This window comes from Variovorax boronicumulans NBRC 103145 (genome assembly GCF_001591345.1).
Taxonomy (GTDB): domain Bacteria; phylum Pseudomonadota; class Gammaproteobacteria; order Burkholderiales; family Burkholderiaceae_C; genus Variovorax; species Variovorax boronicumulans.
The window spans coordinates 1-24082 of record NZ_BCUS01000015.1 but is presented as its reverse complement, the minus strand read 5'-3'; the positions used below and the strand labels follow the sequence as shown (position 1 = coordinate 24082).

Below are 24082 nucleotides of genomic sequence, written 5' to 3'. Positions count from 1 at the left end.
AAGGCTGCCCGAGTCCCTGTCCCGGCTCAGCGCGTGGTTTTCGCAGCGCGCTTCTTCGGCTCGCGCGCAGCGGGGCCATCTGATGCGACGGCGACCGCTTCCAGGCCTTGCGCGCCTGCGATCAGCCCGCGCAGGAAAACCATGATCAGGCGTCCCGAGGGATCGGGGCGAGTGCTCATCCGCTGCAATGCCAGCCCGTGCGACAGGGCCATGAAGGCTGTGGCCAGCTCGTCCGGTGCGGCGGGAGGCGTGCGCCCGAGCTTGTCGAACAACTGCCCGATCACGCCGCCGATTTCGGATCGGTGCTTGTCCCACACCTTCTGGTACTCCTGCGCGAAGCTTCGACTGCGGTTGGCATGCAGCTGAAGCTCGATGGAAAGCATGCACCAGTCGGCATCGTGATTGAGTGTGGAAGCCCAGGCTTCCAGCTCGGCAAGCATCTGCTCGGGCTCTTGCCGCTCGTCGCCCATGACCTTGAAAAGCTGCAGCGCTTCGGCTTCCATGTGCCGCCGCAGCAACTCCAGCAGGACGTCCTCCTTGCTCGAAAAGTTCGAATAGAAGGCGCCTTGGGAGTAGCCCGCCTTGTCCGCGATGTCGCGGATCGACGCGCCCCCATAGCCGTTCGACACAAACAAGTGCTGCGCGGTTTCGATCAAGCGCTCGCGCGTCTGCGCCCGGCTTTCCTCGCGGGTCAGGCGCGTTTTTGCTGTCGTCGGGGTCATGGTCGAAAAGATATCACATGAACTTTGAATAGCGCCTGCCAGCGCCTGCCAGCGCCTCCTTCCGGGTCGCCGTCCTGAATCCCACGTTCGAATATCACTTGATATTTAGAAATGGTGAAGGTACATTCAAAAACTCGTTTGATTTTTGAAGTTCGATTGATATGGAAAAACCGAAGCCCTTGAAGACCGCGTTCGTCACTGGCGCGACCGGCCTTCTCGGCAACAACCTCGCGCGCGAGCTGGTCGCGCGCGGCGTCTTCGTCAAGGCCCTGGTTCGCTCGAAGGCCAAGGGCCAGCAGCAGTTTGCGGGGGTGAAAGGCGTCGAGCTGGTGCTGGGCGACATGGCCGACGTGCCTGCGTTCTCCAGCGAGCTGCAAGCGTGCGACGTGGTGTTCCACACCGCCGCGTTCTTCAGGGACAACTTCAAGGGCGGCAGCCACTGGGCAGAGCTCAAGCGCATCAACGTGGACGGCACCCGCCAGCTCATCGAGCGGGCCTACGGTGCCGGCATCCGGCGCTTCGTCCAGACCTCGTCCATCGCGGTGCTGAACGGCGAGCCGGGCGTGCCCATGGACGAGACCTGCCTGCGCGACCTGGCGGATGCCAGCGACGACTACTACCGTAGCAAGATCATGGCCGACCAGGTCGTGCTGGCCTTTCTGGGCGCGCACCCGGACATGCACGCGAGCTTTGTCCTGCCCGGATGGATGTGGGGGCCGGCCGACATCGGTCCCACCTCGTCAGGACAGTTCGTCAACGATGTGGTGCTCGGCAAACTGCCCGGGCTGGTGCCGGGCAGCTTTTCCGTTGTCGATGCCCGCGACGTGGCCAAGGCGCAGATCTCTGCCGCGGAACGCGGCCAGCGCGGTGAGCGCTATCTGGCAGCCGGGCGCCACATGACGATGCAGGAACTGGTGCCCCTGGTTGGAAAGATCGCGGGCATCCGCACGCCGACACGCCACTTGCCCTTTCCGCTCCTGTACCTGCTGGCGGCGGTGCAGGAACTCTATGCGCGGGCCACAGGCAAGCCCATCTTGCTCAGCCTGGCCACCGTGCGGCTGATGCGCAAGGAGGCGGGGCGCAGCCATTTCAACCACACCAAGAGCGAGCAGAAGCTTCAGCTGAAGTTTCGCCCGATCGAGCAAACCGTGGCCGACACGCTCGCCTGGTATCGCGGCAATGGCTGGCTGCCTGGTGTGCCGACCCGAACCGAATCCTGAACAAGAGGAAAAACCGTGACGAACAGATTGATCCTGAAACTCTCGACAGCCTTCGCGGCTGTTCTTTGCATCGCGGCAGCGCCGCAAGCATCTGCGGCCCGAAGTCTCCCGGCCGCCAAGACCGCGGACAGCATGGCCGAGTTCTGCAGCAAGGGGCAGGCGGAGTATCCGCAGGGCATCGCCCGCATGCACCCCTCGTTCAAATTCAACATCTGTTGGTGGCTCGAGGACGCCGGCATCGAAGCAAGCACCTTCGACGAAATCGCCGCAGCGCTGCCGGAACACGCCGGGCCGTCGCAGGCGATCTGGCAGGCGACGTTCAACCAGCCCGCCCAACTGCACCTGGAACGAGCCCGCGCCTCCGAAGCGCGAGGAAACAACGCTGCCGCATCGGTCGAATACAAGAAGGCCGCCTTCTACCTGCGGATGAACCGGCTTCCCAAGCGGGTTCCCACCGCCGATCTGCAGGCAACCGAACGAGCCCATGCGCTCATGGGAAAGCCGCTCCAGCGCATCGCCTTCAAGACCGGCGCGAAAGAATTTACCGGCTACTTCCGGGCGCCGCCTGCACGAACAAGTCGCAACGAGAAACTGCCGGTGCTGGTGATTCTCGGCGGCCTCGACAACCTGAAGACCGAGATGATCCGGCACAGTGATTACTTCATGGGTCGGGGCTTCGCCACCATCATTGTGGAAAACCCAGACACCGGGGAGAACCAGTTGGGGTTCCGGCCGGAGTCCCATGTGATGTTCGACGCCGTGGCGGACTACATCAAGGCCCGCAGCGACCTGGACGCAAGCCGGGTGGCCTTGTATGGATGGAGCATGGGCGGCTATCTGGGAACGCTTGGCGGGCTGAGCAACGACCTCTACAAGGCGGTGGTCAATGTGGGCGGCCCCAGCGATGCGAGCTTTGGACAAGCGCATTGCAAGGTGGCGCCTGCCTGGATCGTCGCGCCCTACACCGTGTTTGCGAACATGAATCCGCAGACCACACCGCGTGAAGCGATGTGCGAATACTACGAAGCCTTCCAGCTCTCGCGCCAGTTGAAGATGCCGACTGCGGCGCAGCTGCGCAAACCCATTCTCATGGTGAACGGCGCGCACGAAGATCTCGTCTCCAGAGACGAGCCCGCCGCTCTGGCAGCGCTAGGCTTCAACGTGACCCAACTGGTGTTCGGGGATGACGGCCACACGGCGGAATCGAACATGCGTGAGCACTTCGAGTTCACGGCAAACTGGCTCACGCGGCGACTAAAGATGGAAAATCTATCCGACCACTGACGACCATTTTTTGAGACCGGCTCTACCTGACCCTGCCTTGATTTCACGTACAGCAAGAAATTGATAACTTCAGAGGTACGGAGAATCGAGATGGGAGAAGGTAAGCTGCCTAAGAGGCAGTACAAAGGGGAATTCAAAGCCCAGGCTGTCAAGCTCGCGGCGTCGGTTGGTGGCCACGAGGCCGCACGATGTCTTGGTGTGCCGGTGGCCACGTTGGGCAACTGGTCCAGGCGAGGCATTGCATCGGCCGGTGTCAGCGACGCGGCAGTGTCTGGTGAGGCGCCTGCGCGTCGCCCAATCAGTGAACGTGAAGCTGAGAACATCCGGCTGCGCAGGGAATTGGCCGACGTGAAGCTGGATGTCGAAATCCTTCGAAAAGTGACGTCGTACTTCGCCAGGGGGCGCGATGAAGTACGCCTGGATCGACGAGCATCGCAACCAGTACGCCGTCAGCCGGCTTTGCCGAGTCCTGGGCGTGTCTCGCAGCGGCTATTGCCAATGGCGCGTGCGCCCGCCCAGCCCCAGCGCACTGGCCAACCAGGCTCTGGACGCCAAGGTGGCAGTCATCCATGATGTCAACCGCCGAAGCTATGGTCGCCCTCGGATCGTTCAGAGACAACAGGGCGAAGTCATCAGTGCCGACCGTAAGGCGCGACGCCTCTCATCGGCGCCGGATGAACCGGGTCTGAAGCGCTGCGTAGCCTCCGCCCAGTGCGATCAGGCCCATGCCTGTCCAACTGGTCGCATCGGGCCAGTGGCCGAACACCATCCACCCGAGCAGGGCGGCCCACAGCATCTGTGAGTACGAAAACGGCGCGATCGCCGAGGGCGGCGCAATGCGGTAGGCCAGGAGCACCAACCATTGCGCGGCGCACCAACTGAGCGACATGAGCGCCAGACGCCACCAGGCGGTGCCGATGGGCGACCAGTCCATGGCCGGGAGCAACAGACTCAGGCCCAGTACACCGATCGTGGATGAATAGAGCACCGTGGTCGCGGTGTGCTCTGCGGCGGACAGGCGGCGCGTGAGGATGACCGCGCATGCCCAGGACATTGATGACAACATCGGAAAGATCTCGGCACCGCCGAAGGCCAGCGTACCGGGCCGCACCACGACCAGCACTCCCGCGAAGCCGCACAGCACCGGCAGCCATCGCTGCAAGTCTGCGCGCTCACCGAGCACCACCCGCGCCAGCAGCATGACGAACAGAGGTGACGCGAACACCATGGCCGTCGCTTCGGCCTGCGGTATCGATCGCAGCGCGTAGAGAAAGAAGAGGGCGGAGCCAACCAGTGCCACTGCGCGCAGCACCTGCAGGCGCGGCTGGGCAGTGCGCAGCAAGGCGGGCCTGGTGAGCACCAGTGGCAACACCAGGGCGAAGAGGCCCAGGTAGCGGAACCAGGCCAGCAGGAAGGGGGGGAAAGTGCTGGCCAGTCCCTTGGCCCACATGTCCGAGAGCGCGAAGCCGGCCATGGCCGCGACCAGCAGCGCGCCGCCCGCGGCGGGGCGATGGGGGGAGGTCACGGCAAGCTCAGGCTAGGTGCGCCTTGACGCGCATGCCCGCAGCGTCGTCGTCGTCCGTGCCCGCCCACTCGATGAGCCAGTGCTTGGCCGCGACGGTGGTGCCCGCCATCGTGGTATGAGGCCGCGCCCCCAGGTGCCAGCCCTGGTCGGAGCACGCCAGCACCTCGCCCTGCGCGACACCCTGGTCCGAGAACTCGATGGTGACCGTATCGCCAGCATGCAGGGCATGGCGCAGCGCCGGGTCGAGGCCCTGCATCCTCGCGCCGGGGTACAGATGCGTATTTCGGGCCGCGATGCGCCAGGCGTGCATGGGCAGTCGTCTCGGCGTCAGTCGTCGCGCAGCGCGTCCGCGACGATGCTCATCGTCGTCTGGATGTGCTCGCGCGTGGCGCGCTCCGCGCGCTCGCCATCGCGGTCCTTCAATGCCGAGAGGATCGCATGATGCTGCTCGGACGAACGACCCAGCTGGTCCTTCATGAAGATCACCGGCAGCCGCAGGTTCCAGTATTGAAACTGCGTGCGCTCGTGCAACTCGGCGAAGAAGGGGTTCTCCGAGAGTGCGACGATCTGCCGATGAAATGTCTGGTTGAGCCGGTTGATTTCGCTGCGTGGCAGCTCCTCGCCGCGGTCCATCTCGGTGACCAACTGTTCGAGCTCATCGAGCGCCGCAGGCGTGGCGCGTTCGGCAGCCAGTCGCGTGGCATAGCCCTCGATGGCGATGCGGCTCTCGAAGATGGTCCGGAACGACGCAGGATCGCTGGCCTCGACGACCCAGCCGCGGTCGCGGCTGACCAGGCCTTCGCCCTGCAGTCGAAGCAGCGCCTCGCGCACGGGCGTGCGGCCGGCTTCCAGCCAAGCCGATACCTCGTCCTCCACCAGCCGTGAGCCCGGCTTGATGTCCAGGGTCAGGATCTTCGTTCGCAGCTTCTGGAAAACATCTCCGGCGATCAGGTCGTTGCCGGTCTTCTTGAGTGCCATTCGGCCTCCTGCAATATTGTTCAAGCGCTCTTGCGCACTTCGAGCACCACCCCGGCCTGCGCACGCGTGTCGAAGTAGGCAAAGCCCGAGCCGTCCGCACGTGCACCCCGGGCGGTCACGCCAATGCCCCGTGCACGCGCGGCGGCCTCGGCTGCGTCGCGATCCGCAACCTCGAAGCCCAGGTGATACACGCCTTCACCATGCTGGTCCAGGAAGCGCCGCTGCGGCGAATCGAGTTCCGAAGGCTGGCAGATCTGGATCTGCACATTGTCGAGGTCGACGCATTTGTAGCGCATGGCATCGGAGGCCGCCCGGTTCGGCACATCGAATTCGACGTAGGGCCCCGCCTTGGGGTAGTCGAACCAGGGGCCCACGCCGAGCTTTTCGTAGTAGTTCACCGTCTTGTCCAGATCGTGCACGACGATGCACACATGGTGGAGGGTCTTGAAGAATTGTTTCATGAAGCCGTTGTTTCCAAAGAAGCGGGGGCGTCCGCGTGGTGCGCGAGGAACTGCTTGCTGCGCTCGTGCCGCGGGGCTTGGAAGAAGTCGCGTGCCGGCCGGTCCTCGACCAGCTCGCCATTGACCATGAACAGCACCCGATGCGCGAAATCGCGCGCCAGCGACATCTCGTGCGTGGCGATCATGAGCGTGATGCCGTCCAGCGCGAGCTGACGGATGGCGGCAATCACCTCATGCGACAGCTCGGGGTCCAGCGCGCTGGTGGGCTCGTCCAGCAGCATCAGCCGCGGCTTGAGCGCCAGTGCCCGCGCGATGGCTACGCGCTGCTGTTGGCCGCCTGAGAGCTGGTTCGGGTACGCGCCGGCCTTTTCGGCCAGGCCCACGCGGGACAGCAACTCCATCGCCAGTGCCCTGGCCTGGGCATTCGTCTGTCCCAGCACATGGACCGGACCGGCCATCACGTTGTCGAGAACGGTGATGTGGCGAAACAGATTGAAGCTCTGAAACACCATGCCGATGCGCCGGCGTTGCCGGCTGATCTCGCTGTCCGGCAGCTCGATCAGCGCGTCGCCTCGTTCGCGATAGCCGATGAGTTCGCCGCTGACGAAGATCTTGCCGCCGTCGATGGTTTCCAAATGGTTGATGCAGCGCAGCAGCGTCGACTTGCCTGCGCCGGACGGGCCGAGCACAGCCACGACCTGGCCCTCGGACACATCGAAGCTCACGTCGCGCAGGACGGCCTGCGTGGCGCGATACTTGGTCACGCCGACCATGCGGACGGCCTGCGTGAAGGGGCGGGAGGTGGGCGTAGTCATCGGTGTGGGAATCGCTTCTCGAGCGACGTTTGCAAGGCGGTGGCGAAGGCGGTCATGACCAAATACCAGAACCCGGCCACGGCCAGCAGTTCGACCACCCGGAAGTTAGCCGCGTAGATGTCGGTGGAGATGCGTAGCAGCTCGAGGTAGCCGATGGCAGAGGCCAGCGAGGTCGACTTCAGCAGCATGATGTACTGGTTGCCCGTGGCAGGCACGATGATGCGCGCCGCTTGCGGGATCACTACCTTGCGCATGATCATGCCGTGCGTCATGCCGATGGAGCGCGCTGCGTCGCGCTGGCCGTTGTCCACAGCGATGAATCCGCCGCGGATGATCTCGGCCATGTAGGCGCCTTCGGCCAGGCTCAGCCCGGCCAGGGCCGCCGCGTAGGGCGTGATGACCTGCGTCATCGGTAGGTCCAGCAGCACGAGGCCGGTGAACGGCACCACCAGATGCAGCTGCGGAAACATGATCGGGAACGCGTTGAACCAGAAGATCAGCTGGATCAGCATCGGCGTCCCGCGAAATAAGTACACGTAGCTGGCGGCGAAGCCCACGAGGATCGGGTTGCCGCTCACGCGCATCATGGCCACGATCAGCCCGACCGCCACCGCCAGCAGCAGCGCGATGGTGCCGAGCATCACGGAATGGCCGGCACCGATGAGCACGTTGCGGCTGAACACGTAGCTGGCGAACACGCCGACGTCGATCACCTTGGAGCCGACCGCGGCCGTGACCAGCCAGGCCAGCGCCAGCACCACGACCGCGCCGAAGAACCAGGCACCCCATTGGCGCCGGTGTACCACGCGGCGCACCGGCAGCGCAGCCGATGCAGAGGAAGTAGGAGTGGAGTTCACTTGCGCTTGCTGGAGGGCAGGTTGATGCTGATCGTCGGCAGCGCGGCGCCGCCGACATTCCACTTGTCCAGGATCTTTCTGTAGGTGCCGTCTTCGAGCATGCTCTGCGTGGCTTTCTGAACCGCATCGCGCAGGCCGGTCTTGCTCTTGGCGAAGCCCCATGAGGTGATGTAAGGCGTGAGCATGTAGTTGCCGCCCACGACCTTGTACTTGCCCGGGAACTGCGAGCCCATGTAGACGAGTGCCGGGTAGTCTCCGATGTAGCCGTCGACGCGCTTGAGATCCAGCTGCATGCGTGAATCGGGTGCGGTGGGCAACTGTTCAGCGCGGATCGGTGCCTTGCCGTTCTTCGTGCAGCGTTCCGAGGCCGCCTCCACGGCGGTCATGATGGTGCGTCCACCGAGCATCGTGGCGATCCCCTTGCCGCAGAAGTCATCGATGGTCGAGAGCTTGTCGGTGTTGGCGGACAGCACCAGGATGCTGCCGCCGGACTGCATGTAGTTCACGAAGTCGAGCTTCTGTTCGCGCTCCTCCGTGTCGCTGATGCCGCCGGAGGCGACGTCGAAGCGGTCGGCTTCCACGCCGGAGATCAGGGAGGCGTACTCGGACTGGATGTATTCGAGCCTCAGGCCCAGACGGCGCGCCACGTCCTCGAGCAGGTCGCGGCTCACGCCCGAGACGCTGGTGCCGCCGGGTTCACGAAACTCGACGGGAGGAAAGGTCTGCTGCGACCCCACGCGCAGCACGCCACGCGCCTTGACGTCGGGGGGCACGGCCCGTGCCGCTTCGGTGGCGGGTGATGCCGCGGGCTGGGCAAGGCCGCACAACGGCGACAACGCCGTCAGCAGCAGAGTTGCCCGAAGAGATGACATGAACGTTCGCATGATTTTCTTTCTCGGTGATTTCTTGAGATGCTGACGGCGTAGGCGCAGTCGTGGTTAACGCGAGTCGGCGGACTTGCCAGGGATTGCGGAAGGATTCGGGCGGTCCGCGCGTGGGCAGGGCGCTGCAGCTTCGTAGGTGGCCTGAACCTTGGCGATGTAGTCGGCGGAGAAGCCCTCGGACTTCAGACCGTCGGGAATGTGCTGCCAGTAGAAGTTCGGCGGGCGCATCGCCATGCCGGGCGAGGTCATGCGATAGGTCCAGCAGTTGTAGGTCTTGCCATCTTCCCCGAGGACGGTGATGGCGAAGCGCTCGAAATCGTCGTAGTCGTCGGTCAGGCCGTCGTCTTCGAACACGAGGCCTTCGCATTGTTCGCTCCACGCTTCGGGCAGGCCGTTCAGGTGGCACCAGCCGCGGTCGGTGCGGCCGGCAGCGGCATGGAATTCCAGGCGGTAGTTAGGCAGCACGGCCTTGGCAATCTTCTTGCATCCGGGCATGTAGCGTTTGATTTCCGGATCGTTGATCCAGGTGCAGTAGGCGAAGTAGTACATCAAATCTCTCTGGCAAATGAGGAACAAAGGCCCTGGCAAGAGGGCCCCCTGGCAGAAGAAAACCGCGTCCGGCTTCTTCATATACGCAAAGATATACGAAGAAATATACGAAAACAAGGCAGGGTTTACGCGCGCAACGCGGCTCGCCGGCGGAACGCCGCTGGAGTGGTCTTGCGCGATGGCGGCTCAGGTGGGCGGGTCGCTCCGCGCGCTGCGCTCGAAGCCGGCATCGATGCTGCAGACCGTGGCCTGCGAGGACGCGGCCGGGGGCCGGATGCATCGCCAACGCACGGCCGCACCGTGCTTTGTGTGGTGTCGATGCGCATCTTCGAAACAATGCTCGGCGAGGGATGCGTAGATTTGGTGTAGCCGGCCATGGAGTGTTGCCACAGAGGCATCCCCCTGCATTTCTTGCCGGCGCTTCCCCTATCGCCAGAGACTTTGCTGCCGGGGTCTTCCGTGCACGCAGCATCAACCCAGACTTCTCATGAACTCAAAATTTTCCAAAGCACAAGCCGGCTCGTACGCCTTCATCGGCGGCGGTCAGATGGCGACGGCCCTGATCAGCGGCCTGATCAGGGCGGGGCTGCCGCCCCGGGCCATCGTGGTGTTCGACCCCGACGCGGCGCAGCAAGAGCGCCTGCACGCCTCGCTGGGCGTCGATGTGGGAGGCCGCGTCGACGATCGTCTGGCGGGTGCCGAGGTGGTGGTCTGGGCCGTCAAGCCGCAGGTGCTGCGCCAGGCGGTGCAGCAGGCCAGCGCGCACCTGCGGGCACCCCTGCACATCAGCATCGCGGCGGGGATCCGCTGCGTCGAGCTGTCGGGTTGGCTGGCAAGCGCGCGCGTGATTCGCGCCATGCCGAACACGTCGGCCCTGATCGGTGCCAGCGTGACGGGCTTGACCGCCGCGCCGGAGGCCGCGCCGGCCGACCGACGCGTCGCGCAGGACGTGCTGGCCACGACGGGCCATTGCTTCTGGGTCGAAAACGACGAACGACTGAATGCTGTCACGGCCGTCAGCGGCAGCGGCCCCGCCTACGTGTTTCACTTTCTGGAGGCGTTCCAGGCCGCGGCCCAGGCGGTGGGCTTCGACGAGGTGGCGGCGCGCGAGCTGGTCCTCAAGACCGTCGCCGGCGCCGTGCAGCAGGCGCAGTCGGGCGATGCATTCGGGACGCTGCGCGAGCGCGTGACGTCCAAGCATGGAACCACGGAGGCTGCGCTGGCGCAACTGGACGCGGCCCGGACTGCCCAGGCCCTGAAGGATGCCGTCGCCGCGGCCTGCACGCGGGCCGAGGCCATCTCTAGAGAGTTCGCGCAGCAGGCCTGAGCGCGAACGCGTTGCACGGCCGCCTAGCGGGCACGCCGCACCGACAATGGCATTCCATGAAGCGTGCGCGACTCCCCTCCATCACGGCCCTGACGGCCTTCGAATCGGCTGCGCGACATCTGAACTTCCGGCGCGCGGCCGATGAGCTACACCTGACGCAAGGCGCGGTGAGCCAGCAGGTGCGACAGCTGGAGGAGAACCTGGGCGTGGCCCTGTTCGCGCGTGTGCGCCAGCGCGTGCTGCTGACGGGGCCGGGCGCACGTTACCTGGAAGAGGTCCGGCGCATCCTGAAGGACCTGGGCGAGGTCACCAACCAGGCCATGGCCACGGGTGACAAGGAGATCCTGAACCTCGCCTCGGTGCCGACCTTTGCCGTCAAGTGGCTGATCCCGCGGCTGCCCACGTTCCTGGCGATGCATCCCGAGGTCAACGTCAACCTGGTGTCGCGCAGCGCGCCGTTCGATTTCGCGAAAGAGCCTTTCGACGCTGCCATTCACTATGGTGAGCCCGCCTGGCCCGGTGCGGTCGCAACGCTGCTGATGGACGAGGACATGATCCCGGTCAGCAGCCGGACCTACCGGCAGGCGCTGAAGCTGCGCACGCCGGCCGATCTTGGACGGGCCACGTTGCTGCAGCAATTCACGCGACCTTCCGCCTGGCAAGACTGGTTCCGCCATGTCGAGGTGGAGCCGCCGAACGCATTTCGCGGGCCGCGCTTCGACAGCTTCAATATGATCCTGGAAGCGGTGCTGGCCGACATGGGGGCAGCACTTCTGCCGCGCTTTCTGGTCGCGAGCGACATCGCACAGGGCCGGATCGTGCAGCTGTCCCGCTTTGGACTGCCGAGCTCGCGCGGCTATCACTTCGTGTGTCCCGAGGCGCGCCGCGACGCCCCGGCGGTGGCCGCCTTCCGCGAATGGCTGTTGGCGGCCGTCGTAAGTTGATGAGATAACCTCATCGGTTCATCAGTAATCGTCGCTTTCGCAATAGAGGTGAGCTTCGGAAAATAGCAAAGATTCGCAGCAAATCTGCACTTTGACCCTGAAGCCACCATGTCTGCCACACCTTCCGATCGCCGCTGGAAGCGACCCCTTGCGCCATTCCTGATCCAGCCGCACGCCGCGCCGATCGATGCCGCCTGCCTGGCGCAGCTGCGTGCGGCCGACGTCACCCGCCTGAGCGATCTGGTGGGGCGCATGTACACCTGCGCGCCCGAGGTGCGGCCCCTGGTGCTGCCGGCCCTCCCGATGGCAGGTCCTGCGTTCACCGTCAAGTGCCCCCCGGGCGACAACCTCGGCGTCATGGCCGCGATCCGCCGCATCAAGCCTGGCGACGTCCTCGTGGTGGACGGCCAAGCCTTCACGCGCTGGTGCATGGGAGGCTTCGAACTGCTCAAGGTGGCGCGCGACGAATACGGCATGGCCGGTCTGCTGGTTAATGGCGCCTGGCGAGACATGGCAGAGGCCCAGGAGGCCGGCATCCCGATCTACGGGCTGGGTATCTCCCCCCATTCGGGACCGAAGCTCGGGCCCGCCGAACTCAACGTGCCGGTGGCCTGCGGTGGCGTGATCGTCAGCCCGGGGGATGTGATCTGCGCGAGCGTCGAAGGCGTCGCGATCGTCCCGCGCCGCAGCATCGACGCGGTGTGTGCGGCGCTGAGCGTGCAAGTCGGCGGTCATGGCATCCATGGCTTTCTCGACGAGATGGAGGCGCACGTCGCCGCCTGGCAACCGCAGGGCGACGCCGCATGAGCGCCGCGTCCTGCGCAGGTGAAGCGGAGCAGCCTCAGGGCCTGACGCGCGCTTTCGCGGCCTTTGTCCAGTCCGCTGCCTGCGATCACATGCCCGTCTCTGTGCACGCCGAAGCGCAACGCGCGATCGCCGACTGCCTGGGGGGCGCGCTCGCCGGTGCCGGTGAGCCTGTCTCCATCCAGGCGGCCCGGCTGGCCGAGACCGGCACCGGGCCGTGCACCCTCTGGGCCCAGCCGCGGCGCGCCTCGGCGCGCGATGCCGCGCTCATCAACGGCTGCGCCGCGCACGCACACGCCATCGACGACACCAACGAATCCATGCGTGGCCATCCCTCGGCGCCGATCGTTCCGGCCGTGCTGGCGTTGGGCGAAGAGATCGGTGTCGCGGGGCCAGCGCTCGTCGAGGCCTACGTGGTGGGCGTTGAAATCGCCGCCAAGCTCGGGCTCGCCGTCAATGACCGCCATTCGCAGCTGGGGTGGCACACCACCTGCACGCTGGGCGCCGTGGGGGCCGCCGCATCCTGCGCGAAGCTGCTGGGGCTCGACGAGATGCGCACCGTGCACGCACTGGGTATCGCGGCATCGATGGCGGCAGGCTTGCGCGTGAACTTCGGCTCCATGACCAAGCCGCTGCATGCGGGGCTGGCAGCCCACAACGGCGTGCTGGCCGCGCGGCTGGCCGAGGCGGGCGTCACCGCCAGTGCCCAGGCGCTGGAGGGGCACGAAGGATTCCTAGCCCTGTTCTGCGGTGACGACGCGCGACCGCAGCGCGCCCTGGCAGCCTTGGGCCAGCCGTTCGAGCTGGTGGCCCCGGGCATCGTCTACAAGCAGTACCCCACCTGTTCCTTGATGCATGCGCTGGTCGACATGGCGATCGAGACGCGGGCCCACCGCCTGCCCGAGTTGGTCGGTGCCAGCCGGATCCGCTGTGGCATCAGCACGCGGCTGGGCGCTGCGCGCAGGACGGTCTGGCCGACATCGGGGATGGAGGCCAAGTTCCATGTCGAATACTGCGTCGCCGTGGCGCTGCTTGGTGGGACGCAGGGGCTGACGGATTTCGTGGATGCGGCGCTGGAGCGCCCCGACGTGCGTGCCTTGGCGCAGCGCATCGAAGTCGCACCGGGCATCGACTTCCCCGCGGGCAACGGCGACTTCGCCGAGCTTCATATCGAAGTGGATGGCCAGACGGTGTTCCATGACCGTCGCGCCAAGCCGCGAGGCCATCCATCGCAACCTCTGAGCGATGCCGAGCACCGAGACAAATTCATGGCCTGCGCGAGCTTGGCGATGGACGGCGCAGCGGCTGCCGAGCTGCTCAGTGCACTGCGCGGCACACCGTTTCCCGATGCGCGAACACTGGGCCGTCTGCTGGCTGCCACGCGCTGACCGCCGCATTCGTTCATTCATCACATCGATTCTTCTGGAGTACCCGCCATGCCCACCATTTCACGCCGCCAACTGCTTGCCTGCGCCGCGTTGCCGTTGCTGGCCTCGAGCAAGCTCGCCCACAGCCAAGGTTCTAAGGACATGACGATCGTGGTGGGCTACCCCGCGGGGGGCTCGCTCGATGCCATGGCACGCGCGCTGGCCCAGAAGCTGTCCGCGCTGCGCGGCCATGGCGTCATCGTCGACAACCGGCCCGGATTTTCCGGGAACATCGGCGCCCAGTACGTGGCGCGCTCGCCGGCCGATGGCCGCACGGTGCTGATGTCCGCGCTGACCACCTACGCCATCAATGCCAACCTCATGGGCAGCAGCGCCGGCTACGACCTGATGAAGGATTTCGAGCACGTGGCCATCGTGGGCAACCTGCCGAACGTGATGGTCGTGCCGTCCTCGCTGCCCGTGAAGACGCTGCAGGAGTTCATCCAAGCCGCAAAGAAGAACCCTGGCGGCTATTCGTATGCGACCACGGGCAATGGCTCGCTCGAGCACGTCGCGGGCGAGATGCTCAAGCGCGCTGCGGGCATCGATCTGCTCGCAGTGCCTTACAAGGGGTCGACACCGGCCCTTACCGACCTGATCGGCGGCCAGATTCATGCCATGTTCGTCAACACCTCGACGGCCATCAACAACCTAAAAGGGGGCCGCATCAAGGTGCTGGCCATCGCAGGGCCGGCGCGAAGCCCTGCATTGCCCGATGTACCGACCTTGCGCGAGAGCGGCGTCAAGTTGACCAACGATGTCGTTTCCATCTTCGGCATCTCTGCGCCGCGCGGCACCTCCAAGGCTGTGGTGGATCAGCTCAATGCAGACCTCAACACTGCCTTGAAGGACTCGCAGGTGCATCAGCGGTTCGAGGCCTTGGGCATCGAGGTGGTCACGCAAAGCCCCGCTGAGGCACGCAAGAAGATCGGCAGCGAGGTGGCGACCTGGGCGAAGGTGCTTGGCGAGACCGGTATCACGCTCCAGTGAGATGGGTCGGCGCGGGCAGGGATGAGGTGCGTTCGAGCGTCGCGCACGCGGTAAACTGGGCAGGCTCGCCGTTGCAACAACGGCGCATGGCCCCGAGGGGCGCTTCCTCCACTTCAGCTCTTCCGCGCAGATGCCCAGTCCGTCGGATCCATCTCCCGAGATCCCCTCGGAAACCCAGCAAACCAGGCGTCACGGCCATTCGTCGCTGTTCATCGGCTCGACGGAAAAGGCCTTCCATGTCCTGGATGCATTCAATGGAACGCGTGGTCACCTGACCATCGCAGACATTGCGCGCGCGTCCAACCTCGACCGCAGTGCGACGCAGCGCGTGGTCTACACGTTGGAGAAGATCGGCTACCTGCGCCGCATTCCCGACACGCGTCAATATGGACTCACGTCCAAGGTGCTGCAGCTGTCCTACAACTACCTGCGTGCCAATGCCTTGGTGGACAAGGCGTCGCCGTACCTGCTGGACATCAGTCGCACGCTCGGAGAGACCACCAACCTGCAGGAACTGGACGACACCGAGATCGTGTTCGTGGCCCGGTTTCCCGGCAAGCACCTGGTCAACGTCGACATCGCGGTGGGGAGCCGGCTTCCTGCCTTCTGCACCGCCTCGGGCACCTCCATCCTGGCGCGCATGGAGCCGTCGCAGCGCGTCGAGGTCTTGCAGCGCTCACGGCTGACGGCGATCACGCCTTATACCGAGACGCGCATGGATGAGCTCCTTGCGCGCATCGAACGTGCGGCCGAGCGCGGCTATGCCGTGATCACCAACGAGACGGTGATGGGGGACATCTCCATTGCCGCTGCGATCACCGATCATCGGGGAGTTGCCGTGGCCGCGGTCAACATCGCCGTGCCGACGACACGCTGGACGACCGAGCAGGTGGAGGCGCAGCTTGCACAGCACGTGCAGGTGGCCGCCACCTCCATCTCCAAGGCCAAGTTCGCGGGCTACGGGGAGTAGCGAGCGGCGACGCTCTGCAGGTATGCCGGCGATTCCGGCATGCAGGCCTCAGATCGTTCTCAGGCGTTCTTCCCATCCGGGCTGAAAGATCGAAGGCGTCAGTTCCGCCGCACGGGGACACCCGAGCAGGCGAAGGGTCGTTTCGCATTCGTTGCGCAGGATCTGCAGCACTTCGGACACGCCGCGGGGACCTCGCGCGGCCAGACCGTACAGCGGCGCGCGTCCGAGCAAGACGGCCTGCGCGCCCAGGGCACGCGCCTTGACGATGTCGCTGCCGCGACGGATGCCGCCGTCCATCATGACCGTCAATGCCGACCCCACCGCCTGGGTCACAGCCGGCAGCAGCTCGAGGGGACTGGGGGCGCTTTCCAGCTGACGACCGCCGTGGTTGGACAGCACGATGCCATCCACACCCGCCGCGCTTGCGCGCAGCGCATCGTCCACCGACAGGATGCCCTTCACCAGCACACGGCCCGGCCAGTGCGCGCGCAACCAGTCGATGTCCTGCCAGCGCAGCGACATGTCCATCTGGCGGCTCATCGCGCCGGCCTGCGCGGCCAGGTTGACCGCCATGCCTGTGCTTCGTGCTAGGTTCACCAGTTGCGGTGAGCCGCCCTGGCGCAGCATGCGCATGCACCAGCGCGGGTGGGTCATGACATCGGCCATCAGCCGCGGCGTGATGCGCAGGGGCATCTTGAAGCCATTGCGGATGTCGTGATCGCGCACACCGTGCACGGGTGTGTCGACGGTGAGCATCAGCGTGGTGTAGCCGGCGTCACGTGCGCGCTGCATCATGCGTTGGGCGATGCTGCGGTCACGTTGCACATACAGCTGCAGCCAGAGCTCGCCGTCGCTGGCGCGGCGCACGTCTTCCAGCAGCGAGGTGGAGGCCGTGGAGAGCACGAACGGCAAGCCGGCGCGATGTGCCGCGACGGTCAGTGCCTCCTCGGCGCGCGGGTAGTACAGGCCGTTCAGACCCGTGGGGCCCACCACCGCGGGCATGGCCAGATGCTGATCGAGCACGTCGACGCCCGCATCCACCGCGCTGACTTCGGTGAGCACGCGCGGCTTGAACAGCAGCGCGTCGTAAGCGCGCCGATTGCGCGTCAGCGTGCGTCCATCTTCCGCGCCACCCTCCAGGTAGTCGCCGGCGATGCGCGTGAGACGCTTGCGTGCCAGCACGCGGTAGTCCTGTACTGCAGCGAGTGCCGCCATGGCCGCTGCCGATCAGCGCGCGATCGCCAGTTGCCGCGACAACTCCGCGCGCATGGCCTGTTGCAGTTCGGGGGCGGGCGGCACCAGGGGCGCCAGCATCTCGGGGGCATTCACGCCGATCAGGTCCATGACGGACTTCATCGGCCCCGGGTTGGTCTCGGCGAATGCCAGGTTCATCAGCGGCATCAGGTCGCGGTGCAGGGACAGCGCCTCGTCGGTACGGCCCTCGCGCGCGGCGTCATAGATGTTGCGCCAGGCGCGCGGCAGCAGGCTGGCCGTCACGACGATCCCGCCGCGGGCGCCGGCCGCCACGTGCAGGGGGAACAGCGTGTCTTCGCCGCTGAGCACGGCAAAGGAGTCGTCGACGCCCGCGATGGTGCGCAGGAAGTGGTACATGTCGGTGTTGCACGCCTTCATGCCGATGATGCGTTCGTGGCGCGACAGTTCATGCAGGATTTCCGGTGCAATCGCAATGCGGGTGCGGTAGGGAATCTCGTAGATCATGATCGGCACTGGCGAGCTGTCGGCGTAGCGCAGGAAGTAGTCACGGATGCCGGCCTGCGTGGGGTTTGTGTAGTAGGGCGTCAGCACCAGCAGCGCATCCGCGCCGACATCGGCAAAGGCCTTGCCGGCATCCATCGCGTCGTGGAACCCGGGGTCGAGCACGCCGGGGATCACCGGCACCTTGCCCGCCACGGCCTCGACCGTCAGGCGTGCCATCTTGACGCGCTCGGCACGCGCCAATGCGCCGTACTCCCCAGTGCCGCCCAGCGGCAGCACGCCGTCGATGCCCTGCTCGAGCAGATGGGCCAGCAGCGCCTTGGTGGCGTACTCGTTGATCGTGTCGTCCGCGTTGACGGGGGTGGGGATGGCGGGAATGATGCCCCGCAGCTTGGATGCGTCGATGAAGCTCATGAGAAATGTCTTTGAAGTGGAATGGATGGAGGAGGGGCCGGTTCAGCGCGCCAGGCTGGCGCGGCGCAGCCGGTCAGCGACCCAGATCAGCGCCGCGATGAAGACAAACAGGCAGGTCGAGACCGCCGCGATGACGGGTGACAGCTGCAGCGTGACTTCGTCCCAGAATTGCTTGGGCAATGTCGAGTTCAAGCCTCCAGAGGCGAACAGCGAAATCGTCAGTTCGTCGAAGGACGTGGCGAACGCGAACAGGAAGGACGACAGCAGGCCGGCCGCTAGGATCGGGAAGGTCACATGCCGCAGCGTGGCCAGCGGGCCTGCGCCCAGGCTTTGCGCTGCCAGGTCGAGCCGCGTGTCGTAGTTGCGCAGCACGGCCATCATGGTCATCACGACATAGGGAACCGCCACCACCGTGTGGCCCAGCACGAGGCCGATCCAGGTGCCGACCAGGCCGACGCGCGCAAAGAAATAGAACATGCCAACGGCGATGATCATGCGCGGCACGATGATCGGCGACAGCACGAACGCCAGCATGGCCGACTTGCCGCGCATCTGCCCGCGCACCAGCAACAGGGCGGCCGGCGTGCCGATCAGCATCGACAGGAAGCCCGCGCCCAGCGCCACGGTGAGCGAGCGCACCACGGACTGCATCCACAGCGGCGAATCGAACATCTGCTGATACCACTGCAGCGAGAAGCCCTTAGGTGGCCATGCCAGGCCGGAGCCCCCGCTGAAGGACAGCGGAATCATCAGGAATGCCGGCACGCTGAGGAACACCAGAAGGGCCCAGACCAGCAGGTTCCAGCCGCGCGAAGGACCTTCTGCATGGGCTTGGCGGCGCGGCAGCCAGCTGATGAGAAGGTCGCAAGCGCGGCCCAGCGCGATAAGCAGCTCGCTGCCATGGCGCTTGATCCAGCGGGTGCTGACCGAGTCGGCCGCGGGGCGCGTGCGGCTGGGCGCGCTGCCCGTCATGCTGGACAGGCCGAGCAGCTTGTCGTAGAGCGCGAACACCGCCAGCACCACCACCAGCAGCAGCACCGAGATGGCACCGGCAAAGCCCCAGTTCATCGTCTGCTGCACCTGGTCGATGATGATCTGCGTGATCATGGTCTCCTGGCGTCCCCCGAGCAGCGCGGGCACGATGAAGAACCCGATCGCGGTCACGAACACCATGATCGCCGCGGCCGCCACGCCGGGGAGCGACTGCGGAAAGTACACGGTCCAGAACGCCGTGCCCGGGGGCGCGCCCAGCGTGGCCGCGGCGCGCGGGAGGTTGCGGTCGATGTTCTCCATGACCGACAGCATGGTGAGCACCGCCAGCGGCATCAGGGCATGGACCATGCCGACCAGCACGCTGCCCACGCTGTAGAGCAGGTTGGCCGGCGCATCGATCACGCCCAGGGAGACCAGCAGCTGGTTGATGACACCGTTGCGGCCCAGCAGAACCACCCAGGCGAAGGCACGCACCAGGAAGCTGGTCCAGAACGACAGCAGCACCCAGAACAGCAGCGTCGCCTTGCGTTTCGGTGACGATGCCGAGATGAGGTAGGCCACCGGATAGGCGGCCACCACGGACAGCAGCGTTGTCCACAGCGAGATCTTGAGCGTGATCAGCAGCACGTTGATGTACACCGACGAGGCGAACAGCTGCCGGTACGACGCGAGGCTGAAGCCTTCGTCGTTCTGGATGCTCAGCAGCAGCAGTTGCCCGACCGGATAGACCAGCAAGGCCAGCAACAGCAGCACCAACGGCGTGGCCATGAGGGCCTGCCGCCACGACGCGCCCAAGCGGAATCCGGGCGCCTTCACACGGTTGTTCATGGCATCACTCCGCGATCACGACGGCGTCATTCGCATGCCAGTGCAGCGACAGCGTCTGGCCCGTCTCGTAGCGCTCGGCGGACTGGCAGGTCGGGAAGGCCGCCACGATCGGTTCGGCCTGCTGCGTCGCCTGCAGATAGAGCTTGGTCAGGCTGCCGGTGATCATGATGTCGATCAGCTGGCCCGATAGTTGGCCGGGCGCAGGCGCCGCCGAGGAGACGTTCAGGTTCTGGGGACGCACCATCACGCGCACCGCATGGCCGCGCGCCAGTGCGGTGCCGTTGGACACGCCGCGCGCCGTGATCTCGCTGCCGTTCAGGGCCACGTGCACGCCGTCGGCGTCGACCTCGGCGATGGTCCCAGGCAGCAGGTTCGATTCGCCGAGGAAGTCCGCCACGAACAGGGTGCGCGGGCGGAAGTACAGGTCGGCGGGCGTGCCCAGCTGTTCGATGCGTCCGCCGTTCATCAGGCAGATGCGATCCGACATCGTCATCGCTTCTTCCTGGTCGTGCGTGACGTAGACGATGGTCGTGCCCAGCTCGCGGTGGATGCGCTTGATCTCCAGCTGCATCTGGTCGCGTAGCTTCTTGTCGAGCGCACCCAGCGGCTCGTCCATCAGGATGATCGAGGGGCGGTAGACCATGCAGCGCGCCAGCGCGATGCGCTGCTGCTGACCGCCGGAGAGTTCGCGCGGATAGCGCTTGGCGACATGCGGCAGGCGGATCATCTCCAGCGCCTCGGCCACGCGCCGCCCGATCGAGGCCTGCTCCTGCCTGCGCATGCGCAGCGGGAAGGCGATGTTGTCCTCCACCGTCATGTGCGGAAACAGGGCGTAGTTCTGGAACACCATACCGATGTCGCGCTCGTACGGCGCGCTGCGCGTGGCATCGACGCCGTCGATGAGCATCTGTCCCTCATCGGGCTGGGCCAGGCCGGCGATCAGGCTCAGCAGGGTGGTCTTGCCGGAGCCCGACGGGCCCAGCAGGGTCAGGAACTCGCCCTGGGCGACGTCGATGTTCGTCGGTGCGAGCGCAACGAAGTCGCCGTAGCGCTTGGAGAGCCCGGAAATTTTCAGACTGGTCTTGGACATGGTGCAGGAGCAGGCGGGTAAAGGATGGCAGGCGCAGCGGCGCTTACTTGAGAATCCAGGCGTTGAACTTCTCCAGCACCTGCGCCTGGTTCTCCTGCCAGTAGCGGGCATCGATCTGCAGGCCGTTCTTGATGTTGTCCGGGTGCGTGGGGCAGCCCTTTGCCAGTTCCGGCTTGACGAAACTGAAGGCGGCGGGCTGAGTCATGCCGGCCGGAAAGTACTCGGTGAGCGCGGCCATGCGCTTGGGGTCGGAGGCGAACTTGATGAATTCGCGGCAGGCGTCGGCGTTGGGCGAGCCAGCCAGGATCGACCAGCTGTCGCAGCCCCACAGGTTCTGGTTCCAGACGATCGAGACCGGTGCGCCATTGGCAATGGCCGATTGCGCGCGCGAGACCCAGGTGGCCACCATGTCGACCTCGCCGTTGCCCAGCATCTGCTCGACCTGCGCGCCGGATGTCCACCACACGTCGACGGCCGACTTGACCTTGTCCAGGCTGGCAAGGGCACGGTCCAGGTTGCACGGGTAGACCTGGCCGTTGGGCACGCCATCGGCCATCAGCGCTTCCTCGATGGTGTCGAACGGGTGCTTGCGCAGGCCGCGGCGGCCCGGGAAGTCCTTCACGTTCCAGAAGTCGGCCCACGAGGAGGGCGCCTTGCGGCCCTTGAACTTGTCGGTGCGGTAGGCCAGCACGGTGGAGTAGACGTTGTTGCCCACGCCGTAGGGCGACATGTATTGCGCCGGAATGGTGGCGACCATCGGGTCGGCTTCCAAGCCGTGCTTTTCCAGATAGATCTTGCTGCCGCTGGTCAGGGTGCGGATGGCGGGCTGGCTGATCTTTGCCATGTCCCAGGTGTAGTTCTTGGTCTCCACCATGCTGCGGATCTGGGCCGTGGGCTCAGCGTTGGCCTGCACTGCCACCACCTCGATGCCGGTCTTCTCTGTGAAGGGGCGATAGAACACCGCCCCGTAGGCCTTGGTGTAGATGCCGCCGTCATCGCGCACGACGATGCGCTTGCTGGCGGCCCGTGCGGGCGTCCAGATGGCGGGGGCTGCCAGGGCCACGAGCCCGGCGGCAGCGGACTTCAGGACCACGCGGCGCGAGGAGGGGTGATTGGTTTTCATGACAACTCCAGGATGAGAGTGATGGACGGAAGGAAGAAGAGAAAGAGCAAGAGAAGAGAACGGGCGTGGACGGGGTTCACTCTGGCGGCAGCAGCCGGCCGGGGTTGAACAGGTGCGCCGGGTCGATGCCGCGCTTGATCGCATGCATCAGCCGCAACTCGACGGCGGGCTTGTAGCTGCGCATCTCCGCCAGCTGGGTGCGGCCGACACCGTGCTCGGCGCTGAAGGTGCCGCCCAGGGCGTGGGCGATGTCGTTGACGGCGTGGCGCACCGCCTGTGCCGCGCCCTCCTGGTCCGGCAAGGCGTTCCATTGCGCGAACGAATAGAAGGGAATGAAGTGCGCGTTCCCGTCCCCCAGATGGGCGACCACCGCGACCGGCATGTCCGGCACGATCGCGCGCACCGCCTGCGTGGCTTGCGCGATGAAGGCCGGCACCGCCGATACCGGCACGGCGCAGTCGGTGGTCAGGCCCATGCCGGCCTTCTTGTTGGCTTCCGACACGCTGTGCCGCACTTCCCACAGGGCCGCGCGCTGTGCCTCGGTCGTGGCCAGCACGGCATCGCCGAGCAGCCCCTTCTCGCTGGCGTCTTCGAGGACATCCTGGAGCACCTGGTCGAGCGCCGCCGAATCTCCGGTGTCGGCCAGCTCGACCAGCACATGCCAGGGGTGGGGTGACGGGAGCGGATTGCGACGCCCCGGCACATGGGTGAGTACCAGGTTCAACTGGTGCGCATCGATCATCTCGAACGCCGAGAGTTGCGAGCCGCAGCGCGCCTGGAACAGGCCCAGGACCTCGACGGCGGCCTGCGGATCGGTCGGCGCGAACCATGCCATCGCATGGCTCGTCGGCAGCGGGTGCAGCTTCAGGGCGGCGGCGGTGATGATGCCCATCGTGCCTTCCGCGCCGATGAACAGGTGCTTGAGGTCGATCCCGGTGTTGTTCTTGCGCAGCGCATACAGGCCGTCCCAGACCGTGCCGTCGGGAAGCACGACTTCCAGCCCGAGCACGTTGTCTCGCGTGCCGCCCCAACGCAGTACACCCGTGCCTCCGGCGTTGGTGGCGATGGTGCCGCCGATCTGGCAGGAGCCCTCGGCGCCCAGGCTGACCGGGTAGAGGCGCTGGACTTCCACAGCCGCTTGCTGGACTGCGGCGAGCACGCAGCCAGCTTCCACGACCATGGAGTTGTTGGCCGCATCGATCGAGCGCACCTTGCGCATGCGGTTGAGCGACACGATCACCGGCAGGGCCTGCGCCTCGTCCGGTACGGCGCCGCCGCACAGGCTGGTGTTGCCGCCTTGGGGCAGCACGGCGGTACGGTGCTGCGCGCACAGGCGCACCACGGCGGCGACCTGCGCGGTCGAAGACGGCAACACGACGCAGGAGGCGGCCCCGCGATAGCGGTCGCGCCAATCCTGCGTGAAGCCTGCCGTGTCTGCTTCATCCTGGAGCACGGCGTCCCGGCCGAGCAGTTCTATCAGCGCGTCAACGAGCTTCATTTCGGGTCCTTTGCACTGTTTGAGGGATCGAAGGACGTCCAAGGACGCCTCGGCCTGACCTGAGCAATTAACAGGCCAGTAATTGCAATGCACTCTTGTTAATCGATATACGATTATTATTTAGACTTTAGGAAAATGGAATCGGGGTTAGCACCCATGACCGCCCAAAGCGACCCAGGTCGGGCGTTCGGAGTGGGAGGAGTGCGGGGAGTGCGAACAAGGGCGCCGATGCGAGGCGGGCCCAGGGGTGGACATGCACACGCGCAGCCCCGGCTGGTACGGTGCATGTGGACCGTGCTTCACTGAATGTCGTCGAGTGCGGGTGGCCAGCGGCGCTCGTCGCGAACGGTTTGCCCGGTGATGTCGTGGCATCGGTCGATGAAGCGAGGGTGCTCGCACGCAAGCTGGACCCAGCCGTCCCGATCAGACGTGGGCGCATCTGCGCGGGCTCGCAGGCGGGTTCCGGTTGTTGGAGCACCGCGACCGGCGTGTCAGCGAACTGCCGGGTGGCGTGCGCAAGCTGCTGGACATCGCGATGGCGCTGACAGTCCGGCCCAAGCTGCTGCTGCTAGACGAGCCGACCAGTGCGGTCGCCGCCGACGAGAAGTTCCAGATGATGGAAACCATCATGTCCGCTCTTCAAGAAGACTCAGACACGCCTGT

24 protein-coding genes and 1 pseudogene are annotated in these 24082 nt (G+C 65.7%); 10 read left to right on the top strand and 15 right to left on the bottom strand.

The genetic code is table 11. The annotated features are described in order from the left end of the window. Nucleotides 1-26 precede the first annotated feature (26 nt). Nucleotides 27-722: a TetR/AcrR family transcriptional regulator gene (locus VBO01S_RS06700; RefSeq protein WP_062472310.1), complete on the bottom strand. Its 696-nt coding sequence runs from the start codon at nt 720-722 to the stop codon at nt 27-29. Nucleotides 723-883: 161 nt separating this feature from the next. Between VBO01S_RS06700 and VBO01S_RS06695 the strand changes: the two genes are divergently transcribed. The 3 genes and pseudogenes from VBO01S_RS06695 to VBO01S_RS31675 all read left to right on the top strand — a co-directional run. Continuing rightward, a complete protein-coding gene (locus VBO01S_RS06695; RefSeq protein WP_062472307.1) occupies nt 884-1942 on the top strand; it encodes an SDR family oxidoreductase in 1059 nt (352 codons plus the stop codon). Nucleotides 1943-1957: 15 nt separating this feature from the next. Next, nucleotides 1958-3226: an alpha/beta hydrolase family protein gene (locus VBO01S_RS06690; protein ID WP_062472304.1), complete on the top strand. Its 1269-nt coding sequence runs from the start codon at nt 1958-1960 to the stop codon at nt 3224-3226. Nucleotides 3227-3316: 90 nt separating this feature from the next. Then, nucleotides 3317-3920, top strand: a pseudogene (locus tag VBO01S_RS31675) (transposase); the annotation flags it as partial. Here VBO01S_RS31675 and VBO01S_RS06685 read toward each other — a convergent pair. From VBO01S_RS06685 to VBO01S_RS06650, 8 genes are all read right to left on the bottom strand, one after another. Next, nucleotides 3888-4751 (bottom strand): DMT family transporter, encoded by an 864-nt coding sequence (locus VBO01S_RS06685; protein WP_062472301.1) that lies wholly within the window; start codon nt 4749-4751, stop codon nt 3888-3890. The pseudogene VBO01S_RS31675 and the gene VBO01S_RS06685 overlap by 33 nt on opposite strands. Nucleotides 4752-4758: 7 nt before the next feature. Beyond that, complete coding sequence (locus tag VBO01S_RS06680) at nt 4759-5061, bottom strand: hypothetical protein (RefSeq protein WP_062472298.1); 303 nt, start codon at nt 5059-5061, stop codon at nt 4759-4761. A 17-nt stretch (nt 5062-5078) separates the two neighbouring features. Further along, nucleotides 5079-5729 carry a GntR family transcriptional regulator gene (locus VBO01S_RS06675; RefSeq protein WP_062472295.1) on the bottom strand — a complete coding sequence of 217 codons (651 nt, stop codon included), beginning with the start codon at nt 5727-5729 and terminating at the stop codon, nt 5079-5081. Nucleotides 5730-5749: 20 nt separating this feature from the next. Further along, the gene (locus VBO01S_RS06670; RefSeq protein WP_062472293.1) at nt 5750-6190 is read right to left on the bottom strand and encodes a VOC family protein; all 441 of its coding nucleotides are present in this window, start codon (nt 6188-6190) and stop codon (nt 5750-5752) included. Next, a complete protein-coding gene (locus VBO01S_RS06665) occupies nt 6187-7005 on the bottom strand; it encodes an amino acid ABC transporter ATP-binding protein (protein WP_062472290.1) in 819 nt (272 codons plus the stop codon). Before VBO01S_RS06665 ends, VBO01S_RS06670 begins: the two co-directional genes overlap by 4 nt. Continuing rightward, nucleotides 7002-7862, bottom strand: a complete 861-nt coding sequence (locus VBO01S_RS06660; RefSeq protein ID WP_255221067.1) for an amino acid ABC transporter permease — start codon at nt 7860-7862, stop codon at nt 7002-7004. Before VBO01S_RS06660 ends, VBO01S_RS06665 begins: the two co-directional genes overlap by 4 nt. Continuing rightward, complete coding sequence (locus tag VBO01S_RS06655) at nt 7859-8635, bottom strand: ABC transporter substrate-binding protein (RefSeq protein WP_223301493.1); 777 nt, start codon at nt 8633-8635, stop codon at nt 7859-7861. The genes VBO01S_RS06660 and VBO01S_RS06655 overlap by 4 nt, the downstream gene beginning before the upstream one ends. Nucleotides 8636-8800: 165 nt before the next feature. Then, on the bottom strand, nt 8801-9295 hold the full coding sequence (locus VBO01S_RS06650; protein WP_062472286.1) for a gamma-glutamylcyclotransferase family protein: 495 nt from the start codon (nt 9293-9295) through the stop codon (nt 8801-8803). A 487-nt stretch (nt 9296-9782) separates the two neighbouring features. Here VBO01S_RS06650 and proC point away from each other — a divergent pair, with 487 nt between their 5' ends. The 6 genes from proC to VBO01S_RS06620 all read left to right on the top strand — a co-directional run bounded on the left by proC (nt 9783) and on the right by VBO01S_RS06620 (nt 15757). Further along, entirely contained in the window at nt 9783-10622 is an 840-nt protein-coding gene (gene proC, locus VBO01S_RS06645) for a pyrroline-5-carboxylate reductase (RefSeq protein WP_062472284.1), read from the top strand. A 56-nt stretch (nt 10623-10678) separates the two neighbouring features. Beyond that, nucleotides 10679-11566 carry a transcriptional regulator GcvA gene (gcvA, locus tag VBO01S_RS06640; protein ID WP_062472281.1) on the top strand — a complete coding sequence of 296 codons (888 nt, stop codon included), beginning with the start codon at nt 10679-10681 and terminating at the stop codon, nt 11564-11566. Nucleotides 11567-11674: 108 nt separating this feature from the next. Further along, nucleotides 11675-12373 carry an RraA family protein gene (locus tag VBO01S_RS06635; protein ID WP_062472278.1) on the top strand — a complete coding sequence of 233 codons (699 nt, stop codon included), beginning with the start codon at nt 11675-11677 and terminating at the stop codon, nt 12371-12373. Beyond that, on the top strand, nt 12370-13758 hold the full coding sequence (locus tag VBO01S_RS06630; RefSeq protein WP_082818013.1) for an MmgE/PrpD family protein: 1389 nt from the start codon (nt 12370-12372) through the stop codon (nt 13756-13758). Before VBO01S_RS06635 ends, VBO01S_RS06630 begins: the two co-directional genes overlap by 4 nt. Before the next feature lie 48 nt (nt 13759-13806). Beyond that, nucleotides 13807-14787 (top strand): Bug family tripartite tricarboxylate transporter substrate binding protein, encoded by a 981-nt coding sequence (locus VBO01S_RS06625; RefSeq protein ID WP_062472273.1) that lies wholly within the window; start codon nt 13807-13809, stop codon nt 14785-14787. Between the two features lie 130 nt (nt 14788-14917). Further along, complete coding sequence (locus tag VBO01S_RS06620; RefSeq protein ID WP_062472270.1) at nt 14918-15757, top strand: IclR family transcriptional regulator; 840 nt, start codon at nt 14918-14920, stop codon at nt 15755-15757. Nucleotides 15758-15805: 48 nt separating this feature from the next. On the opposite strand, the gene VBO01S_RS06615 is transcribed toward VBO01S_RS06620, so the two are convergent. The 6 genes from VBO01S_RS06615 to VBO01S_RS06590 form a co-directional block, all read right to left on the bottom strand. After that, nucleotides 15806-16972, bottom strand: a complete 1167-nt coding sequence (locus VBO01S_RS06615) for an alpha-hydroxy acid oxidase (RefSeq protein WP_062472267.1) — start codon at nt 16970-16972, stop codon at nt 15806-15808. 12 nt (nt 16973-16984) lie between these two features. After that, on the bottom strand, nt 16985-17887 hold the full coding sequence (gene dapA / locus VBO01S_RS06610; RefSeq protein ID WP_062472263.1) for a 4-hydroxy-tetrahydrodipicolinate synthase: 903 nt from the start codon (nt 17885-17887) through the stop codon (nt 16985-16987). Nucleotides 17888-17929: 42 nt separating this feature from the next. Then, nucleotides 17930-19708: an ABC transporter permease subunit gene (locus tag VBO01S_RS06605; protein ID WP_062472261.1), complete on the bottom strand. Its 1779-nt coding sequence runs from the start codon at nt 19706-19708 to the stop codon at nt 17930-17932. A gap of 4 nt (nt 19709-19712) precedes the next feature. After that, nucleotides 19713-20798: an ABC transporter ATP-binding protein gene (locus VBO01S_RS06600; protein WP_062472258.1), complete on the bottom strand. Its 1086-nt coding sequence runs from the start codon at nt 20796-20798 to the stop codon at nt 19713-19715. 43 nt (nt 20799-20841) lie between these two features. Continuing rightward, nucleotides 20842-21921 (bottom strand): ABC transporter substrate-binding protein, encoded by a 1080-nt coding sequence (locus VBO01S_RS06595; RefSeq protein WP_062472255.1) that lies wholly within the window; start codon nt 21919-21921, stop codon nt 20842-20844. Nucleotides 21922-21997: 76 nt separating this feature from the next. Further along, nucleotides 21998-23419, bottom strand: a complete 1422-nt coding sequence (locus VBO01S_RS06590; RefSeq protein ID WP_062472252.1) for an FAD-binding oxidoreductase — start codon at nt 23417-23419, stop codon at nt 21998-22000. A gap of 469 nt (nt 23420-23888) precedes the next feature. Here VBO01S_RS06590 and VBO01S_RS06585 point away from each other — a divergent pair. Then, on the top strand, nt 23889-24082 hold a 194-nt coding region (locus VBO01S_RS06585; RefSeq protein WP_255221066.1), incomplete at its 3' end, for an ATP-binding cassette domain-containing protein.

Coding starts and splice junctions, on each gene's coding strand:
- VBO01S_RS06700 (WP_062472310.1), bottom strand. CDS start 722: ATGACCCCGACGACAGCAAAAACGCGCCTGACCCGCGAGGAAAGCCGG.
- VBO01S_RS06695 (WP_062472307.1), top strand. CDS start 884: ATGGAAAAACCGAAGCCCTTGAAGACCGCGTTCGTCACTGGCGCGACC.
- VBO01S_RS06680 (WP_062472298.1), bottom strand. CDS start 5,061: ATGCACGCCTGGCGCATCGCGGCCCGAAATACGCATCTGTACCCCGGC.
- VBO01S_RS06675 (WP_062472295.1), bottom strand. CDS start 5,729: ATGGCACTCAAGAAGACCGGCAACGACCTGATCGCCGGAGATGTTTTC.
- VBO01S_RS06670 (WP_062472293.1), bottom strand. CDS start 6,190: ATGAAACAATTCTTCAAGACCCTCCACCATGTGTGCATCGTCGTGCAC.
- VBO01S_RS06665 (WP_062472290.1), bottom strand. CDS start 7,005: ATGACTACGCCCACCTCCCGCCCCTTCACGCAGGCCGTCCGCATGGTC.
- VBO01S_RS06650 (WP_062472286.1), bottom strand. CDS start 9,295: ATGTACTACTTCGCCTACTGCACCTGGATCAACGATCCGGAAATCAAA.
- proC (WP_062472284.1), top strand. CDS start 9,783: ATGAACTCAAAATTTTCCAAAGCACAAGCCGGCTCGTACGCCTTCATC.
- gcvA (WP_062472281.1), top strand. CDS start 10,679: ATGAAGCGTGCGCGACTCCCCTCCATCACGGCCCTGACGGCCTTCGAA.
- VBO01S_RS06635 (WP_062472278.1), top strand. CDS start 11,675: ATGTCTGCCACACCTTCCGATCGCCGCTGGAAGCGACCCCTTGCGCCA.
- VBO01S_RS06630 (WP_082818013.1), top strand. CDS start 12,370: ATGAGCGCCGCGTCCTGCGCAGGTGAAGCGGAGCAGCCTCAGGGCCTG.
- VBO01S_RS06625 (WP_062472273.1), top strand. CDS start 13,807: ATGCCCACCATTTCACGCCGCCAACTGCTTGCCTGCGCCGCGTTGCCG.
- VBO01S_RS06620 (WP_062472270.1), top strand. CDS start 14,918: ATGCCCAGTCCGTCGGATCCATCTCCCGAGATCCCCTCGGAAACCCAG.
- VBO01S_RS06615 (WP_062472267.1), bottom strand. CDS start 16,972: ATGGCGGCACTCGCTGCAGTACAGGACTACCGCGTGCTGGCACGCAAG.
- dapA (WP_062472263.1), bottom strand. CDS start 17,887: ATGAGCTTCATCGACGCATCCAAGCTGCGGGGCATCATTCCCGCCATC.
- VBO01S_RS06605 (WP_062472261.1), bottom strand. CDS start 19,708: ATGAACAACCGTGTGAAGGCGCCCGGATTCCGCTTGGGCGCGTCGTGG.
- VBO01S_RS06600 (WP_062472258.1), bottom strand. CDS start 20,798: ATGTCCAAGACCAGTCTGAAAATTTCCGGGCTCTCCAAGCGCTACGGC.
- VBO01S_RS06595 (WP_062472255.1), bottom strand. CDS start 21,921: ATGAAAACCAATCACCCCTCCTCGCGCCGCGTGGTCCTGAAGTCCGCT.
- VBO01S_RS06590 (WP_062472252.1), bottom strand. CDS start 23,419: ATGAAGCTCGTTGACGCGCTGATAGAACTGCTCGGCCGGGACGCCGTG.